A 17,058-nucleotide genomic window follows, 5' to 3' on the forward strand; every position below is an offset into this window, starting at 1 on the left:
ATAAAGTTAGTTCCTTGTTAAAATTAACCACCTACTCTCTTCACGTTGTATCCTTCTTTCTTAAGGATTTCCATTATTTTATCTCGGTAATTTCCTTGAATAATGATCTCCTCTTCTTTTACACTTCCTCCAACTCCACATTTTGTTTTTAGAAGTTTTGCTAAAGCTTTCAAATCTTCTTCTGATCCAATAAATCCTCTAACGATAGTAACGGTTTTACCTCCTCTTCCTTTATTAGAAAAAACGGCTTCTAGTCTTTGCTCTTTTGGTGCTAAAGTATCTGCTACCTCGTCCGACCCATATTCAAAATCATCATTTGTAGAAAACACAAAACCTCCTAGAGCAGATAAATCATTTATCTTTTTCTCTTTTTTTCCCATAATTTATATCTAAAATGTTTTACGGCTGCATAAATTAAAATACCAAGTCCTATAAATACAAGAGCAATATAGCAAAGATGACAATGCTCTTTTACTTTCATAGCTCCGATAAATATTGCAATACTTAGCATTGCTAATTTGATTGGACTTGCTTCACTCATTTTTTCTTTATTTTATTGTAAGCAAAAATAAGTACTGCTAAAGTCTCAAAAAGTACTCCAATCCCCATTAGTAGAGGAGCTTGTTTCCAGTCGAAAAACTGAGAAACAGCTCCTATAACTAATAAGAATATTCCAAATGTGAATGTTGAAATAACTGTTTTATTCATTATTTTTTTATAATAATCCTAATTCTCTTAAACGCTCATTTAAGAATTCTCCTGCAGTACAGTCTTCATAAAGTTTAGGATGCTCTTCATCGATACAATTTTCTAAACAATTTAAAGGCATATCACTCTTTGGGTGTGTGAAGAAAGGAATTGAAAATCTTGACTCTCCCCATTCTTCTTTTGGTGGGTTTACTACACGGTGAATTGTAGAACGTAATTTGTTGTTTGTTAATCTTTGTAACATGTCTCCAACATTAATTACTAATTGTTCTGGTAATGCTGTTACAGAAATCCACTCTTCTTGTTTGTTTTTAACTTGTAGTCCTGCAGCAGAAGCTCCCATTAATAAAGTAATTAAGTTAATGTCTCCATGCTCTGCAGCACGTACTGCACTCTTAGGCTCCGATTTGATCGGTGGGTAGTGAATTGGACGTAAAATACTATTTCCATTATGAACGTATTTATCAAAATACATTTCATCAAGGTCACAGTATAAAGCTAAAGCTCTTAGAACATAAGTTGCTGTTTTTTCTAATTGCTTATAAATTTCGTTTCCTGTTTCGTTAAAGCCTTCTACTTCTTTAACGATTACATTTTCTGGATACTGTGCTTTTAATTCTGCGTCGTCTTCTACTTCTTGTCCAAAGTGCCAGAATTCTTTTAAGTCACCTTCTTCAAACCCTTTTGCACTCTCTTTTCCAAAAGAAGTATACCCTCTTTGTCCTCCGATTCCTTCGATTTCGTAAGACTTCTTAACGTCTGTCGGCAAGTTGTAAAATGCTTTGATCTTGTCATAAAGCCTTTCAGATAACTCATCAGATAGGAAATGCCCTTTTAATGCCACAAATCCAATTTCTTCATAAGCTTGACCAATCTCTCTTACAAACTTTTGCTTTCTTTCCTCATCTCCTGATAAAAAATCAGCTAAATCTACGCTAGGTATATTCTTCATCTCTCTTAATTATGTTTGTTGTTTATTTATTTTTTCTTTTTATGAAAAGGAATCACATACGAGATTGTATAATTAAATGTAATTCCAGAGTCGTTGGCATAAACTCTCTCAAACCCAGGAATGTATAAATTCCTAAAATTATCCGGTTGTTTACTTGTAAAAAGTTTTTCAACACTAACACTTGCTCCTAAAAACAAATTTTTAAATGTTTCTACTTTCATACCAGCGACTAATGCTCCCCAGTGAGCATCCAAATTATCAAATTCTTGAGGAGTTTCAATTGTTTGCTGTGGAAAATAATCCCCAATTTGATAAATTGTATAACTGTTTAATGTTTGTGAAAAACGACCATATCCATAACGAAATCCAAAATAAATTTCATTATTCATATCTAACCAATTTTCATAAACATTATAATTTAAACCAATAGTTCCGTAAAAACCTTTGGTTGTAAAATTCAAATAATCTTCTTCACGAGTGTGGTCATCAAAACCAAACTCACCTGCGATATAAAGATTTTGGCCAATTCTATAATCTGCAACAACCTGAAAAGCTTTCTTATCTTTTTCAAAAGCTGTAATTATAGGTTTGCTAATATCAACTCCAATACGAATACCTCCGTATTTTTGTTTAGCTGCCAAAGAATCTGTTTTCTCTTCTTTATTTTGTTGAGAAAAAGCAGTAAAAGATAAAAGGAAAATACTAATGGTAAATGTTAATATGTGTTTCATTTTCATCTTTTACATTATTATTTAAAATTTCTATTTCTCTAATCCACTCTGTAGTATAATTCGGAATTTCTAACTCATCAAATACAGTTTTAAAACCACATGATCTTGAAACAAATTCGTCTTTTCCACCATAAGTGAATTCAATATTATCTACTAGTTCATTATTTGAAAACAAATACTTTGTAAAATCTTCTGTTACATCCAAAGGAATTGCAATAGAATCTGTATTTACTCCAAAATAATCAGGTAAACTATCTTTATCTTGTGCCCAAACATAAAAATCTGTCACCTGTTTTCTTTCTGTTCTATCAAAGTTATTATAAAATTTAATAATTAACCTTGGAGTTGTAGCATCCGTACAAATTTCATCTCGATCACAAGATATCAAAGTTGCGATGATAGACAGAAAAATGAACATGTATTTTCTCATAAAATAATCTTTAATTATATAAGCTGCAATTTACGATTTAAAATTTCCAAAAATCAGAAGATTCTGAAAATTTTAGCGTTTTTCTAATAAAACAACATTCTCCACATGATGTGTTTGTGGGAACATGTCTACAGCTTGCGTTTTAACTATTTTATATTGCTCATCCATCAATGCTAAATCTCTTGCTTGTGTTGCAGAATTACAACTTACATAAACTACTCTTTTTGGAGCAATTTCTAAGATTTTTGCAACCACATTTTTATGCATTCCGTCTCTTGGTGGGTCTGTAATAATTACATCTGGATGTCCGTGTGTAGCAATGAAAGTATCATTGAAAACATCTTTCATGTCTCCTGCAAAAAACTCCGTATTATCAATATTGTTTGTTTTTGCATTTAACTTCGCATCCTTAATTGCATCTGGTACAGCTTCTACTCCAATTACTTTTTTCGCTTTTTTAGCAACGAATTGTGCAATTGTTCCTGTTCCAGTATATAAATCATAAACTAATTCTTCTCCAGTTAAACCAGCAAAGTCTCTAGTGATTTTATATAATTCGTATGCTTGTTCTGAATTTGTTTGGTAAAAAGATTTTGGTCCAATCTTAAAACGAAGTCCTTCCATTTCTTCAAAAATGTGATCTCTTCCGTGATAAAGAATAATATCTTGATCATATAAAGTATCATTCGCCTTACCATTAATCACATATTGTAACGAAGTAATTTGTGGGAATTTTTCTAAAACAGCTTTTAATAAAGCTTCCCTTTTTTCTTTATCATCTTGGAAGAACTGAATCACCAACATGATTTCTCCAGTAGAAGCAATACGAAGCATCATAGTACGAAGCATTCCTGAATGTTCTCTTGGATTAAAGAATTCAATATTATTTTCTATTCCATAGTTTTTGATGAAATTACGAATTTCATTTGAGGGAGCTTCTTGTAAATGACATTCGTCGATGTCTAAAATCTTGTCCCACATTCCAGAAATATGGAATCCACAAGCATTTCTGTTCGAAACTTCTTCTTTTGATTCGATTTCTTCAAAAGTCAACCAACGTGAACTTGAGAAAGAAAATTCCATCTTATTTCTATAATTGTAAACTGTCTTACAACCTAAAATAGGTGTAACTTCAGGAAGTTCTACGTGTCCAATTCTAGTTAAATTATTTACAACCTCTTTTTCTTTATATTCTATCTGAGATTGATAATCCATGTGCTGCCATTTACAACCACCACAATATTCGAAGTGCTTACAAACTGGCTCCGCTCTTTTCTCAGAAAGTTTATGAAACTTAATCGCTTTTCCTTCGAAATAAGCTTTTCTTTTTCTTCCTGTTTGGATATCTACTACATCACCTGGAATTGCATTTGTTAAAAAAATCACTCTTCCATCAGGAGCTTTAGCAACACTCTTTCCTCTTGCTCCTGCATCAATTACTTCTATATTTTCGAAAATATAATTTTTCTTCTTTCTTCCCATTCGGCAAAGATACTATTTTCTAATAAAAAAAGCATCTCTATTTTAAAGAGATGCTTAAAATTTTTAAAACAAAGTGCTTTATTTTACACTTTTGATATAAGCTGAAATATCTTCAAGTTCTTTATCAGATAAAGTTTTCGTAACAGCAAAATTTGCTTGCATTACTGCAACTTGTGCAGGGTCTGTATCTACGATTGCTTTTCCATTTCCTTTTAAGAACTTTACCATGTCTCCATTTTGCTCATTATAGATTTTTGCGATATCTTTTAGAGCTGGACCTACTAATTTAGACTCTTCTTGGTGACAAGCTGTACAAGCTTTTTTAGAGAATAAAGCTTTACCTGCTGCGATATCTCCTCCTTGTGCATCAGCTGCTGCATCTGTAGAAGTAGATTCTTCTTTTTTAGGCTCTTCTTTTTTCTCTTCTACAGCTTCTGTTTTTGCTGGCTCCGTAGCTGGAGTTGTCTTGTCTGCTTTTTTGTCATTTCCACAAGAAACAACTAATAGACCGATTGCTAAAACTGCAAGTGATTTTCTTAACATCCTTATTGATTTTTGGTTTGAATTTAACTTTCTTTCGAAATTATTTATTGAACACTTTACAAAAGTAGAAGCTACTATTTTTCAAAAAACTGATATTTATCATGTTTTTAAAAGTAATTTCTCTTATGAAAAAGTAAAATTAATAAAAATCAAAATAAAAATCATTTAATTAACTATTAATCAGTGCTTTATATTTTATTAATTTTCAAACAAGGTAACTAAGAATAATTCTAAATTATAAGTTTAAATAAGCATTAAGTTTAATTTTCTTTAACAAGTATTCAAGAAGAGTTTATTCTATCTATTTTGAGAATTAGCAGGAACAATATTAGAGTCTAAATTCCTATCATAATTTATTCTGTAATTTTTCATTTTCATATTTTGAAAAACTATGAAAGTATCATCATTTTTTTCTTTACGCAATACGGCTTCTTTTTCTAAGTATAATCCTAAACCATCAACAGCAAACAGAAGACTATCTCCTTTTTCACAAATTATTGTAGTCCAACCACGATCATAATCTGCTTTTTTCACTTTACAATTACATTCATCCTCAAATAAAACATAATGATATTTCCTAAGATTCTCTGCTCTTTTATTATCAAAATAATTGACCATAATAAGGAAAAGTGTTATTTGTGTTGGAATAAAAATTAATGCGAAAATATTCTTTTTAAAAAAATGCTTCATCGCTATAAATCACACAGTGTGTTAAATCATCTAATTTTTAAGTAAAAATATACCAAAATATTTTAACAAAAAACCAGCACTTCAAAAAAGTACTGGTTTTCAATTATATTTAATAAAAATTAAAATTCTATTTCACATACACAGTTTTTATGTTTACAAATTCATGTAAAGCATTAGAAGAAAGCTCACGACCATAACCAGAATTTTTCACTCCTCCAAAAGGAAAACGCGGATCTGATTTTACAAAATCATTAATTGCAACGCAACCTGCTTCAATTTTAGCAGCGATTTCTTCTGCTTTTTCAATATTTTCTGACCAAACTGCTGCACCTAAACCAAAAGGTGTATTATTTGCAATTTCAATCAATTCTTCTTCCGAATCAACAACAGTTACAACTCCAATTGGCCCGAAAAGTTCTTCATAATTTGCATAAGTATTTTCTTTATCAACTTTTACTAAAGAAGGCGAGAAAAAATTTCCATCACGATCTCCTCCTACTAAAATTTCTCCTCCTGATTTTTCTAAATCTTCTAATTGTTTCTCTAAAGTATTCGCTAAATCTTCTCTAGCCATGAAACCAATCTGCGTATCTTTATCTAAAAGAGAACCACTTTTAATCATTTCGATTTCCATAATTGCGGCACTGATGAATTTTTCGGCAACTTCTTTTTCCACGATAAATCTTTTGGCAGAAATACAAGTTTGCCCAGTATTAATCAATCTTGAGAAAACTGCATTTTTTGCTGCTTTTACAATATCAGCATCTTTACAAACTATAAAAGGGTCAGAACCTCCAAGTTCCATTACACTTTTCTTTAAGTATTTCCCTGCAAGCGAAGCAACATTTCTTCCTGCTGGTTCACTACCTGTAAGCGTTACACCAGCAACAATTGGATTTTTGATTACTTCCTCCGTATCTCTTTTATCTAAAACTAAAGCTTGAAAAACTCCATGTGGCAATTCTGCTTCTTCAAATAATTCTTGCATTTTCAGAGAACATCCTGTAGTGATTTGCGCATGTTTTAATAAAACCACATTTCCTACCAAAATATTTGGAATCGCATAACGGAAAACTTGCCAAAAAGGGAAATTCCAAGGCATAATTCCGAAAATTGCTCCCATAGAATCATAGCGAACATAACTTTTTTGAAATTCTGATTCGATTTCTCGGTGATTTAAACTTTCCTCTACAATATTGATATAATAATCGCAAAGTGAAGCACATTTTTCAACTTCAGCAATCGATTGTGAAATTGGTTTCCCCATTTCTTCTGTGATTACATTTGCATAGTCTAACTTTTTTGTCAAAAGCAATTCTTTCACATTATTGATTAAAAATTTTCTTGCTTCTAGAGTTTCATCTTTCCAATATTTGTATGCATGTTTGGAATCGTTTAATTTTTCATGTAATTCTTCTCGAGTTAAATACGTGTACTCTTTAATTACTTCTTGGTTTTCCGGATTTATAGTTTCGAATTTCATGGTTAATTCTAGTTTAGTTTTGAATTATCAAAATTACTTTTTATTTTACTTTTATAGCTTAGGGATTGTAGTGAAAAGCTTTTCTTTTTTAAAATTTTAGAAGTTCTTAACAAACGGAGGCGACCGGCAGCGAGCCCACGGATTGTTTAGAGATTCTTATTTTAAAAAAGAAAACTTGTAACGAAAAGCCCGACCTTTTTTAAAAGGGAAGCTCCTTGTTATTTAATTTACACTTCTATTATCTTTCAAAATTAGATTTTCAAGTTCAATAAAATTTCGTAAATACAGAGAGTTTTACAAATCTATTCACGTTCTTGTTCATTTTTTGCTTGTCCAAAAAACGAACCAAAAAAGGACACTTTCATAAAAGGTGTTTTTTTGACAACAAGGTCAAAAAACCGTATTTTAATTACTAAAATTCCTACAAGGATTCGGAATTTCTTAACGTAATTAAAACAACTACACTCATTATGAAAGACCTTTGAAAATCTTCGATTTTTAATACAAAATCTAGAACTTGACTACCTATCTTTCAAAAAGAAAAATTTCACTATTAAAAATAATCATAAAAAAAGCGACAACAAAATGTTATCGCTTGAATGAAAATTAATCTTTTCTATATTTTTTAGTTTCTTCGAAAACGTGTTCTAGAATTTTTTGTTCTACTTCGTCGTAAGCAACATTTCTGCGAGCCATCACTTTTTCAGCAACTTCGTTTACTTTTCGCATTTGGTAAGTAATCATTTTTGAAGCTCCTCCCCAACTGAAAGATGGGATGAAATTACGTGGAAAATTACTTCCAAAAACATTTGCACTAACTCCAACAACAGTTCCTGTATTGAACATTGTATTGATTCCACATTTTGAGTGATCTCCCATCATCAGACCACAAAACTGCAGACCAGTTTTAGCGAAATTCTCTGTTTCATAATTCCAAAGACGAACTTCTGCATAATTATTTTTTAGGTTTGAATTATTTGAATCCGCACCGATATTACACCATTCTCCAAGAACTGAATTACCTAAAAATCCATCGTGACCTTTGTTTGAATACCCGAAAAGAACAGAATTATTCACCTCTCCACCAACTTTACAATAAGGTCCGAAAGTAGAAGGTCCGTAAATTTTTGCTCCAAGTTTTAGAACCGCATGATCACAAAGTGCAAGAGGTCCACGAACTAAACTTCCTTCCATTATTTCTGCATCTTTTCCAATATAAATTGGACCAGTAGAAGCGTTTAAAGTAGCGAATTCCACTTTTGCTCCTTCTTCGATGAAAATATTTTCAGGATTTAGAACATTGTTTGTTGAAGAAATTGGCTCAGACTCTCTGTCTTCTGTAAGAAGTTTGAAATCTGCTTTGATTGCTTCTCCGTTTTTTGAGAAAATATCCCAAGTATTTTGAATTTGGATTAATTCCTCAGAGAATTCGATGATTTCATAAGTATCAAAATCAACTTCTTCTTGGTTTTCTGTTGTGAAAAAAGCAATTATTTCTTCGTTATAAACCACACATTGGTTTTCTTTCAAATCTTTGATTATTGAAGCCAAAGCTTCTGAAGGTAAAATGGAAGCATCAATCATAATATTTCTTTCTGCTTCAATCATCGGATATTTCTCTTCTAAATATTCTTCTGTGATTGTCGTTGTTGTGAATCCAAGATATTTTTCCCATTTCTCACGAATTGTTAAAATTCCTACTCGGATGTCTGCAACAGGTCTTGTATATGTATATGGAAGTAAGTTGTTTCTTACAGCTCCATCGAATAATATATAGTTCATCTTTTTTCGTTTTGTAAGCGAGTATAAAAGTAAGGGAAATTTTGGGAATAATCTTAAAAATCAAATTACGGTAAATTAAAACATGTTAAAATAGTATTATAAAAAGCATTAAAATATTCTTTATATTTACCGAACCTAAGGTAAAAGAAAATTGCAGTTTTCATATTAATTAACAATTATATATCACACAAGTTTAATAGTGGAATAATTTTGTATTTAAAAATCATTCTACTATCAAAAACCTATTGTGAAGTATTTTTAAAAATCATTTTATGAAAAAAATAATATTTAATACCTTTTTATTTCTTCTACTTTTTACAAGTTTTTCATATTCACAGCAACAAGTAGTGGATAGCCCATCAGGATGTGATTTTTTTCCATCAAGCAGCTACACTATTGGTACTGTTAATGAAAATGGAATTGAAATAACTTTTCAGTCTATTGTTAAAGCAACAGAAGGTAATGAAGTCCCTCCAGGACACACGTTAGAATTTTATATGCCTGGTGGTTTTGTTTTAAATGCGGGAGTAAATATAGCCAATATTCAGTTTCCTAACCAACAGTCATTTCCAATTTTTCAGCATACAGAAACTTTTTATCCTGAAAGTAACCATACAATTTCAAATACACAATTAAATTTTAATGTTGATACTTTTTTTCATTATGATAGTAATGGGGATGCTGTATCACTTTGTTGGAATCAAGATTTCGGATTTAATAAATTCTACAAAGTTAATTGGGACTTATGTGAAGAAGTTACATTTGACATGGATATCAATTCAAATGATGGAACAGTAGTTGATTTTTCTTTCATTCCTAAATTTCATAATCAAGAAACATTTCTATCATCTGGAACTTACGAAATAATTGACCCTTCAACTGGTGCTATTTTGTATTCTGATGAACTATTTAATAATAATAAAAATTTTAATATTGATTTCATTAACAATGTACCAGCTGGTACAACTAAAGAATTCATCATTAATGCTTCAGGATCTGTATTAGATTGTAAAAACTATTATAGTGAGAAGTTTTATGTTGAAAATCCTGGAACAACTTGTGAAGATCTTGATTTTGATATAAATTATAATTTGGAAGATACTAATTTAAACATTACAATTGGAGGTCATTTTAATCACCCTGTATACAATACTATAAATGCATATCATTTGAATGAAATCATTCTATTAGATTCTAATGATGCTCCGTTATATTCTACAACAATTACTAACTTTACAACATCTTTTGGTGACGATATTCAAGAAAATATTGATTTAATAAATTATATAGAAGGATGTTCTGAAGAATTTAAAATAAAAATAAATTCGGTTATTTCTTATGGAAATCCAACACTTACTAACATTACTGTTGTATGTGAAAAAGAAACTATTATTGAAAATATTATATATGGAAATGAAAATGAAACATGTGAAGATTTAGACTTTAATGCTGGATTTACATATAAAACATTTCCATTAACTATGAATAATGCTCTACTATTTGAACCTATTTTTGAAAATTTCCCATCAGGTTGGGAAATTGCAGATATCTATTGGAAATTAGAGCCAGATGATAGTAATTGGTTTGACACTGAAATTTTAAATATCGACCAAACTCTTATACCTGAGCATTCTCAGTTAATAAGATTAATCGATTTTCCAATTAATGAAACGCTTTCTTTCAGGCCATCTATGGTTCTAACTTTACGAAACCCTTGTAATGGGGAAGTTTGCCAATATGTTTTTGATAGTAGATTAGAAACTGAAGAGAATTTATTTGAATCATTTAAAATTGAAAATTATTTAGTGTGTGAGTTTCCAGAATATGATGTAAATGTAGAATACACACCAACATCCTCTACTAGTGGAAAATATTCTTTTAATCTATTTGAAGAATTAATTGATGATCCAAATGAAACATATTCTATCAAATGGACAATTAGCAAGTTAGGAGAACACTCTACAGTAACAGAAGAATATATTACTTATAATGAACCTTATTTAATATTTGACAATACTCCAATTGAAAACTCTTATGATGTTACTTTAGTTAAAGCATTAGTAAGATACTCAGGAGAAATAAATACTTGTAGACAATTAATATATTTTGAACATTACAACCCATTAACAAACTATCAAATAGATTATAGTTATTTACAAAATTATATTATGAATCAACAAGATTTAAATTACTTTTCTGATTTTAGTAGCTTTAATTTAAACTCTCCTCAAAACAACGGAAGTTTTATGATTAGCCCAAACCCTGCGACTGATATACTTAATATTTCTATTGTAAATTCTGATATGATAAATGAAAACTCTTCATTAGAGTTATATGATTTCACAGGTTACAAAGTTAAATCTATTTCAAACATTAAAGAAAAAGAGTTTAAACTTGATATTTCAAAATTAAAGAAAGGTCTTTATCTAATAAAAATGATTTCAAACAATAGAATTATTCAAACTGAAAAAATTATAATTAAATAATTTAAATATAATCTTAAAAAAGAGGCTGTATTTCAGCCTCTTTTCGTATTTATTTACTCTCAAGAATTATAAATTCACTTCTTCGATTTTCTTCATGTTCAGTGTCATTACACTTCACTCCTTCTTTACATTTATTGATAATTCGGGTTTCTCCATATCCTTCTCCTACGATTCGATTTGGATTTATTCCACCTTCATTTACTAAATAAGCGATAGTAGCTTTATTTCGCCTCTTAGAAAGACTTTCGTTATAAGTATTACTTCCACGTACATCTGTATGAGATTGTACGTCAATCTTAAGATTAGAGTACTTATTCAGGATTTTGATAATTTTCTTTAACTCAACTTTTGAATCTTTACGTATTGTTGACTTATCAAAATCAAAATAAATAGGATTTATCTTAAATATTTCTTTTAAATCCTGCCCTACTTTTAAATCTTTTGGATTCACTTGGACTACTTGCTCATTTCCATCTTTATCCTCAAAAACAATAGTATCTTCAACAATTCCTTCAGGAATTAGGCTTAATCTTAAAGTAACAATATTTTCTTTTTTTCTTCTAGGAATGTAAATTTCTGTTTCATCTGGAGTATATTTTTCTTTAGCTCCTACAACTTTAAAAGTAGTTCCACATTCTACCTTAAAAGATACCGTTCCATCAGCGTTAGAAATTGCTTCTGGACTTGAAACAACATTATTCTTATTATCTAAAACAACATTTGCTCCAGTAATAATTTGATCTGTTTTTTTATCCTTTACAATTCCATCAATAATCTGATAACATTTTGGCACTTTAAAACTATAAATATCATCATCTCCTTTCCCGTTTTCTCTGTTTGAAGATAAAAAACCTTTTCTATTGCTAGACAAATATTCAGTATAAGCAAAATCGTCTTTTGAGCTATTAATTGGTTTTCCTAAATTATCTACATAAAGAGTTTCTTGGAAAGAATCATCATGTTCAAATTCTCGAATAACATAATTATCAAAACCTCCTAATCCAATATGACCATTCGAAGCAAAAAATAAATCTCCTTTTTCATTAATAAAAGGAAAAGATTCTTGACCTTCTGTATTTACTAAAGATCCTAAATTTTGAGGTTCCTCAAGATTTCCTTCTTCATCTAATTTTGCAACATAAATATCCGATTCTCCAACGGTTCCTGGCATATCAGAAGCAAAATAAATCTTTGTTCCATCTTGATTAATTGTTGGGTGCGCTACACTATAATCATCACTGTTTATTTTCAATAATTCTTCTTTCCCCCATTTTCCATCTTCATTTTTTCTAACTCGATATAATTGTAATCTGTTTACACCATCTGAATCTGAATGTTCTTTTTTTCCGATAATATTATTTCTCGTAAAAAAAGCATAATCACCATTTGGAGAAATTACAATAGAAGATTCATGAAGTTTCGTGTTTAGTTTTTCATCAAAAGAAATTATATCATTTTTCTCAGAATCTACGATATATAAATCTAAGAAAGGTTGATTATTCCATTTATATTTTTCACCTTCTTTTCTGTTTGAAGCAAAATAGATAGTATCCTTATAAAGAAAAGTTCCAAAATCAGATTTCTCACTATTAAATTTAGCATTCGTTAATTGAATTTCATCTGATTTATTTGGAATCGTAGTTAAATAATCTCTTGACTCCTTAAATAACTTTGAACGAGAATCAGATGGACTTTTTTCTGCAAATTTCAGCATCCATTTATCTGAATCTTTATAATTCCCTTGATATTTATGAGCTTGAGATAATCTGTAATAATAAATTGGATCTACAGCATCATTATCTTGATTCAACAATTTAGAATACCATTTCACTGCATCTTCCATCTTATTATTATAAAAATAAGCATTCCCCAATTTTTGATAAACTTCAGGAGAATCTGCACCATTTTCAACAGCTTTTAAGTATTCTTCTGTTGCATCGATATATGCAAGTTTGTCGTATTTTTTATTTCCTTTTTTCACTTTTCCTTTCTGCGCATAAAATGCCGCAGAACAGAAAAATGATAATATTATTAGTAGTATTTTTTTCATTTTCTATTTTTTTAAAAGAATCTAGGTGATAAATAAGAGCTTTGTTTTCTGAATTCGTAACGTAACATTACTTCATGACTTCCATCATTATAATGACGTAGTTCTGTAGTAGAATAATCATAAGCATATCCTATAAAGAAATCTTTGGACATTTGAAACCCTACCAAACCACTCACAGAATCATCCCAGCGATATGCTGCTCCTACTGTAAATTGATCATAGATTAAAAAATTCGCAGATAAATCAACTGTTAAAGGTGAACCAGAAACTGCTTTCAAAAAAGTAGAAGGCTTAAATTTTAAATTATTACTTAAATCAAAGACATAACCTCCAATTAAATAATAATGAAGTCTTTCTTTTCCTACTGCATATTCATTTTCTCTAAAATGCTTTGTAGTCAAAAAGCTTGGAACAGACAACCCAACATACCATTTTTCACTATGAAGATATAAACCAGCTCCTACTGACGGAGAGTATTGATTAATATTTTCTTCATAAACCTGATCTGGATTCTTGAATTTTCCTTTACTCCAATCTGTTTTTAAATAATCAAACCCAGCTTTTACACCAAAAGATAATTTTAAATCATTTTCATTCAAATCAATTGTATAAGAAAAGTTTCCATTAACATATAATTGATTTGCAGGACCCAGTTTATCATTTACAACTGTCAATCCTAAACCGATTTTTTCATTTCTCAAAGGCGAATGAATTCCAAAAGTTTGTGTTTCTGGAGCCCCAGATATACCGATCCATTGTGATCGGTATAATCCAGAAATACTCAGTACATTTCTCTGCCCTGCATAAGCAGGATTTACAACCATTGTATTATACATGTATTGTGTATACTGTGGTTCTTGTTGTGCAAATCCGTTTTCAATTTCAACGAAAAATGCTATTGACAAACATCCAATTATTTTTAATAAGGATGATTTTTTTAATATTTCTTTTATTGTTTTCAAAGCGTTTCAATTTTTATCTATTAATATACAACCATCCTTTAATTGGCTCTGTTCCATCATTTAAATTTAAAATATAATAGTATGTTCCAACTGGTAATCCATCATCCTCCTTGATTGTAGCATCAGCTTTAGATGTTCCATCCCATTCGTTTAAATAACCTTGTTTTTCATAAACTTTAGTTCCCCAACGATTGTAAACCTCTAATCTATTATTTGGATATCTTTCAATACAATCAATTATGAATGTATCATTTACTTGATCTCCATTTGGTGAAAATTCATTATATATCGTCAAACATAAAGGTTCTGTAGTAGCAGAAGCGATATTATTATTTTCATTTGCATCTAAACCTCCTTCATAAGAAGCTATCTCAGCAATATTTTCATAATCTCCATCTCCTAAAACCTTCACTTCAATTTCTAAAAACTCTACTGCATTTACAGGTAAAGCTTCAATTGTCCAAACTCCAGATGATTCAGAATATTCTCCTAGGGTCGTTTCAGCATTAACAAATTCATATCCTGAAGGTAAAATTTCTGAAACTTCAATGTTATTAGCTGTTACATCTCCTTCATTCATAATTGTTATTGTAAAAATCACATTATTTTCAACCACTGGAGTTTCTTCATTTACTTCTTTTAAAATAGAAATTTCAAATAAAGCATCAATTATTAACTCTGTTGGATCATCTAATGTGTTTCCATCTGTATCATCTCCATCATCAGAAATATCAGAAACTTCTTCTCCTCCAGGCGTATCCGCTGTTGCAATTACAATATTTTTCACTCCTCCAACATCTACATCTTCTTGCGTTAAAACATATGTAGCTTCATAAGTAACAATTTCATTAACTTGAATAGTTCCTTCACTACTTCCTAAAGAAGCATTTGTAAAACTCGGTCCAGAAGTTAGCGTCAATAATTCATTGTCAATATTTTGAAAAATATCTTCTAATTCTAAATTTGAAAGAGTTACATTTCCAACATTTTCAATAGTTATTGTGTAAATAATTGTATCACCTACACCTAATTCACCATCTCCATTGTCTTGAATTTCGGCAGTTTTTTCAACATCTAAAGAAGGATTTCCTTGCGTTGCTGAATCAGGAATTACAGTTTCTGTTTCATCATCTTCTGTATTACCATCTGCATCATCACCATCATCTGAAACATCTGAAACTTCTGTTTCATTTGGACTTTCTCCTGTCGCAGTTATACTATTTTTAATTCCTCCTGAATCAACATCTTCTTGAGTCAAAATGTAAGAAACTGTGTAAGTAGCAATTTCTCCAACTTGTAAAGTTCCTTCAACACTAGATTGTGATGCATCAACAAACTCGGTAGTCAATGTTGATTGATTTCCATTAAAGTCTTCAAAAAGATCTAGTAAAACAACATTCGACAATGTTACATTTCCAGTATTTGTAACAGATATATTATAGATAATTTCATCTCCAGCTCCTAATATTCCATCTCCATTATCAATAATTTCATCAACAATTTTAACAGCTTCTATCGAAGGATCTTCTGAAATCGTAATTTCTGTCGGATCGTCTTCCGTATTTCCATCGGCATCATCATTATCATCCGAAACATCTTCTACAGTAGTATTCTCTGGTGAATCTCCACTTGCAAAAACACTATTCGCAAATCCTCCATTGTCAATATCTGATTGCGTTACGGTATAAGAAACTGTATAAGTAGCAACTTCTCCTACTTGCAAGATTCCTTCTAAACTTCCCATTGAAGCTGAATCAAAAACACTTGCTAAAGTTTGTGGATTTGAAGTTCCATCTAACTCCGTTAAAGTGTCTACAATCGAAACATTATCTAAAGTGACATTTCCAGTATTGCTTACTAAAACAGTGTAAGTAACGACATCTCCTACTGCTAGGTTCGAAATATCACTTGTTACTGTTTTCACTACTTCTATCGAAGGATCTTCTGAAATCGCAACTTCGGTTGGATCGTCTTCCGTATTTCCATCGACATCATCATTATCATCCGAAACATCTTCCACAGTAGTATCTTCTGGAGAATCTCCACTTGCAAAAACACTATTCGCAAATCCTCCATTATCAATATCCGATTGCGTTACAGTATAAGAAACTGTATAAGTAGCAACTTCTCCTACTTGCAAGATTCCTTCTAAACTTCCCATAGAAGAAGAATCAAAAACACTTGCTAATGTTTGTGGATTCGAAGTTCCATCTAATTCCGTTAAAGTATCTACAATCGAAACATTATCTAAAGTAACATTTCCAGTATTGCTTACTAAAACTGTATAAGTAACGACATCTCCAACTGCTAGGTTTGAAACATCACTCGTTACTGTTTTCACTACTTCTATCGAAGGATCTTCTGAAATCGTAATTTCTGTCGGATCGTCTTCCGTGTTTCCATCCGTATCATCATTATCATCAGAAGTGTCATTCACTTTTGTATCTTCTGGTGAATCTCCACTTGCAAAAACACTATTCGCAAATCCTCCATTGTCAATATCCGATTGGGTTACAGTATAAGAAACGGTATAGGTAGCAACTTCTCCTACTTGTAAGATCCCTTCTAAACTTCCCATAGAAGAAGAATCAAAAATACTTGCTAAAGTTTGTGGATTCGTTACTCCATCTAATTCAGTTAAAGTATCGACAATCGAAACATTATCTAAAGTAACATTTCCGGTATTGCTTACTAAAACAGTATAAGTAACCACATCTCCAACTGCTAGGTTGGAAACATCACTCGTTACTGTTTTTATA

Annotated in this window: 15 protein-coding genes; 1 reads left to right on the forward strand and 14 read right to left on the reverse strand. The window is 30.6% G+C overall.

Annotated elements, in window-relative coordinates:
- Positions 1 to 23 precede the first annotated feature (23 nt).
- From I0K12_RS16720 to I0K12_RS16770, 11 genes are all read right to left on the reverse strand, one after another.
- Complete coding sequence (locus tag I0K12_RS16720) at positions 24 to 380, reverse strand: translation initiation factor (protein ID WP_196889284.1); 357 nt, start codon at positions 378 to 380, stop codon at positions 24 to 26.
- Positions 356 to 541 (reverse strand): hypothetical protein, encoded by a 186-nt coding sequence (locus I0K12_RS16725; protein ID WP_196889285.1) that lies wholly within the window; start codon positions 539 to 541, stop codon positions 356 to 358. Before I0K12_RS16725 ends, I0K12_RS16720 begins: the two co-directional genes overlap by 25 nt.
- Positions 538 to 708: a hypothetical protein gene (locus I0K12_RS16730; protein WP_196889286.1), complete on the reverse strand. Its 171-nt coding sequence runs from the start codon at positions 706 to 708 to the stop codon at positions 538 to 540. The genes I0K12_RS16725 and I0K12_RS16730 overlap by 4 nt, the downstream gene beginning before the upstream one ends.
- A 7-nt stretch (positions 709 to 715) precedes the next feature.
- The gene (locus I0K12_RS16735) at positions 716 to 1,660 is read right to left on the reverse strand and encodes an isopenicillin N synthase family dioxygenase (RefSeq protein WP_196889287.1); all 945 of its coding nucleotides are present in this window, start codon (positions 1,658 to 1,660) and stop codon (positions 716 to 718) included.
- A 26-nt stretch (positions 1,661 to 1,686) separates the two neighbouring features.
- On the reverse strand, positions 1,687 to 2,391 hold the full coding sequence (locus tag I0K12_RS16740; protein WP_196889288.1) for a DUF6048 family protein: 705 nt from the start codon (positions 2,389 to 2,391) through the stop codon (positions 1,687 to 1,689).
- Complete coding sequence (locus I0K12_RS16745; RefSeq protein ID WP_196889289.1) at positions 2,363 to 2,821, reverse strand: DUF6452 family protein; 459 nt, start codon at positions 2,819 to 2,821, stop codon at positions 2,363 to 2,365. Before I0K12_RS16745 ends, I0K12_RS16740 begins: the two co-directional genes overlap by 29 nt.
- Positions 2,822 to 2,893: 72 nt before the next feature.
- On the reverse strand, positions 2,894 to 4,303 hold the full coding sequence (gene rlmD / locus I0K12_RS16750) for a 23S rRNA (uracil(1939)-C(5))-methyltransferase RlmD (protein WP_196889290.1): 1,410 nt from the start codon (positions 4,301 to 4,303) through the stop codon (positions 2,894 to 2,896).
- Between the two features lie 78 nt (positions 4,304 to 4,381).
- Entirely contained in the window at positions 4,382 to 4,846 is a 465-nt protein-coding gene (locus I0K12_RS16755) for a c-type cytochrome (RefSeq protein WP_196889291.1), read from the reverse strand.
- Positions 4,847 to 5,143: 297 nt separating this feature from the next.
- The gene (locus I0K12_RS16760) at positions 5,144 to 5,536 is read right to left on the reverse strand and encodes a hypothetical protein (protein WP_196889292.1); all 393 of its coding nucleotides are present in this window, start codon (positions 5,534 to 5,536) and stop codon (positions 5,144 to 5,146) included.
- A 127-nt stretch (positions 5,537 to 5,663) separates the two neighbouring features.
- Positions 5,664 to 7,019: an NAD-dependent succinate-semialdehyde dehydrogenase gene (locus I0K12_RS16765; protein WP_196889293.1), complete on the reverse strand. Its 1,356-nt coding sequence runs from the start codon at positions 7,017 to 7,019 to the stop codon at positions 5,664 to 5,666.
- 606 nt (positions 7,020 to 7,625) lie between these two features.
- Positions 7,626 to 8,801, reverse strand: coding sequence for a GlmU family protein (locus I0K12_RS16770; RefSeq protein WP_196889294.1), 1,176 nt, complete (start codon positions 8,799 to 8,801; stop codon positions 7,626 to 7,628).
- Positions 8,802 to 9,073: 272 nt separating this feature from the next.
- On the opposite strand from I0K12_RS16770, the gene I0K12_RS16775 reads away from it, so the two are divergent.
- Positions 9,074 to 11,287 (forward strand): T9SS type A sorting domain-containing protein, encoded by a 2,214-nt coding sequence (locus I0K12_RS16775; RefSeq protein WP_196889295.1) that lies wholly within the window; start codon positions 9,074 to 9,076, stop codon positions 11,285 to 11,287.
- A 49-nt stretch (positions 11,288 to 11,336) separates the two neighbouring features.
- Here the strand turns inward: I0K12_RS16775 and I0K12_RS16780 are convergent, their stop codons facing one another.
- From I0K12_RS16780 to I0K12_RS16790, 3 genes are all read right to left on the reverse strand, one after another.
- Positions 11,337 to 13,337 (reverse strand): OmpA family protein, encoded by a 2,001-nt coding sequence (locus tag I0K12_RS16780; RefSeq protein ID WP_196889296.1) that lies wholly within the window; start codon positions 13,335 to 13,337, stop codon positions 11,337 to 11,339.
- Positions 13,338 to 13,348: 11 nt separating this feature from the next.
- Positions 13,349 to 14,290: a type IX secretion system membrane protein PorP/SprF gene (locus tag I0K12_RS16785; RefSeq protein ID WP_410548836.1), complete on the reverse strand. Its 942-nt coding sequence runs from the start codon at positions 14,288 to 14,290 to the stop codon at positions 13,349 to 13,351.
- 22 nt (positions 14,291 to 14,312) lie between these two features.
- On the reverse strand, positions 14,313 to 17,058 hold a 2,746-nt coding region (locus tag I0K12_RS16790; protein WP_196889297.1), incomplete at its 5' end, for a gliding motility-associated C-terminal domain-containing protein.

The sequence above is a fragment of the Aureivirga sp. CE67 genome (genome assembly GCF_015767245.1).
Taxonomy (GTDB): Bacteria; Bacteroidota; Bacteroidia; order Flavobacteriales; family Flavobacteriaceae; genus Aureivirga.

Excerpts from the sequence above, each read along its gene's own strand:
- I0K12_RS16735 (WP_196889287.1), bottom strand. The coding sequence starts at position 1,660 with ATGAAGAATATACCTAGCGTAGATTTAGCTGATTTTTTATCAGGAGAT.
- I0K12_RS16745 (WP_196889289.1), bottom strand. The coding sequence starts at position 2,821 with ATGAGAAAATACATGTTCATTTTTCTGTCTATCATCGCAACTTTGATA.
- I0K12_RS16760 (WP_196889292.1), bottom strand. The coding sequence starts at position 5,536 with ATGAAGCATTTTTTTAAAAAGAATATTTTCGCATTAATTTTTATTCCA.
- I0K12_RS16725 (WP_196889285.1), bottom strand. The coding sequence starts at position 541 with ATGAGTGAAGCAAGTCCAATCAAATTAGCAATGCTAAGTATTGCAATA.
- I0K12_RS16720 (WP_196889284.1), bottom strand. The coding sequence starts at position 380 with ATGGGAAAAAAAGAGAAAAAGATAAATGATTTATCTGCTCTAGGAGGT.
- I0K12_RS16770 (WP_196889294.1), bottom strand. The coding sequence starts at position 8,801 with ATGAACTATATATTATTCGATGGAGCTGTAAGAAACAACTTACTTCCA.
- I0K12_RS16780 (WP_196889296.1), bottom strand. The coding sequence starts at position 13,337 with ATGAAAAAAATACTACTAATAATATTATCATTTTTCTGTTCTGCGGCA.
- rlmD (WP_196889290.1), bottom strand. The coding sequence starts at position 4,303 with ATGGGAAGAAAGAAGAAAAATTATATTTTCGAAAATATAGAAGTAATT.
- I0K12_RS16765 (WP_196889293.1), bottom strand. The coding sequence starts at position 7,019 with ATGAAATTCGAAACTATAAATCCGGAAAACCAAGAAGTAATTAAAGAG.
- I0K12_RS16755 (WP_196889291.1), bottom strand. The coding sequence starts at position 4,846 with ATGTTAAGAAAATCACTTGCAGTTTTAGCAATCGGTCTATTAGTTGTT.
- I0K12_RS16775 (WP_196889295.1), top strand. The coding sequence starts at position 9,074 with ATGAAAAAAATAATATTTAATACCTTTTTATTTCTTCTACTTTTTACA.
- I0K12_RS16730 (WP_196889286.1), bottom strand. The coding sequence starts at position 708 with ATGAATAAAACAGTTATTTCAACATTCACATTTGGAATATTCTTATTA.
- I0K12_RS16740 (WP_196889288.1), bottom strand. The coding sequence starts at position 2,391 with ATGAAACACATATTAACATTTACCATTAGTATTTTCCTTTTATCTTTT.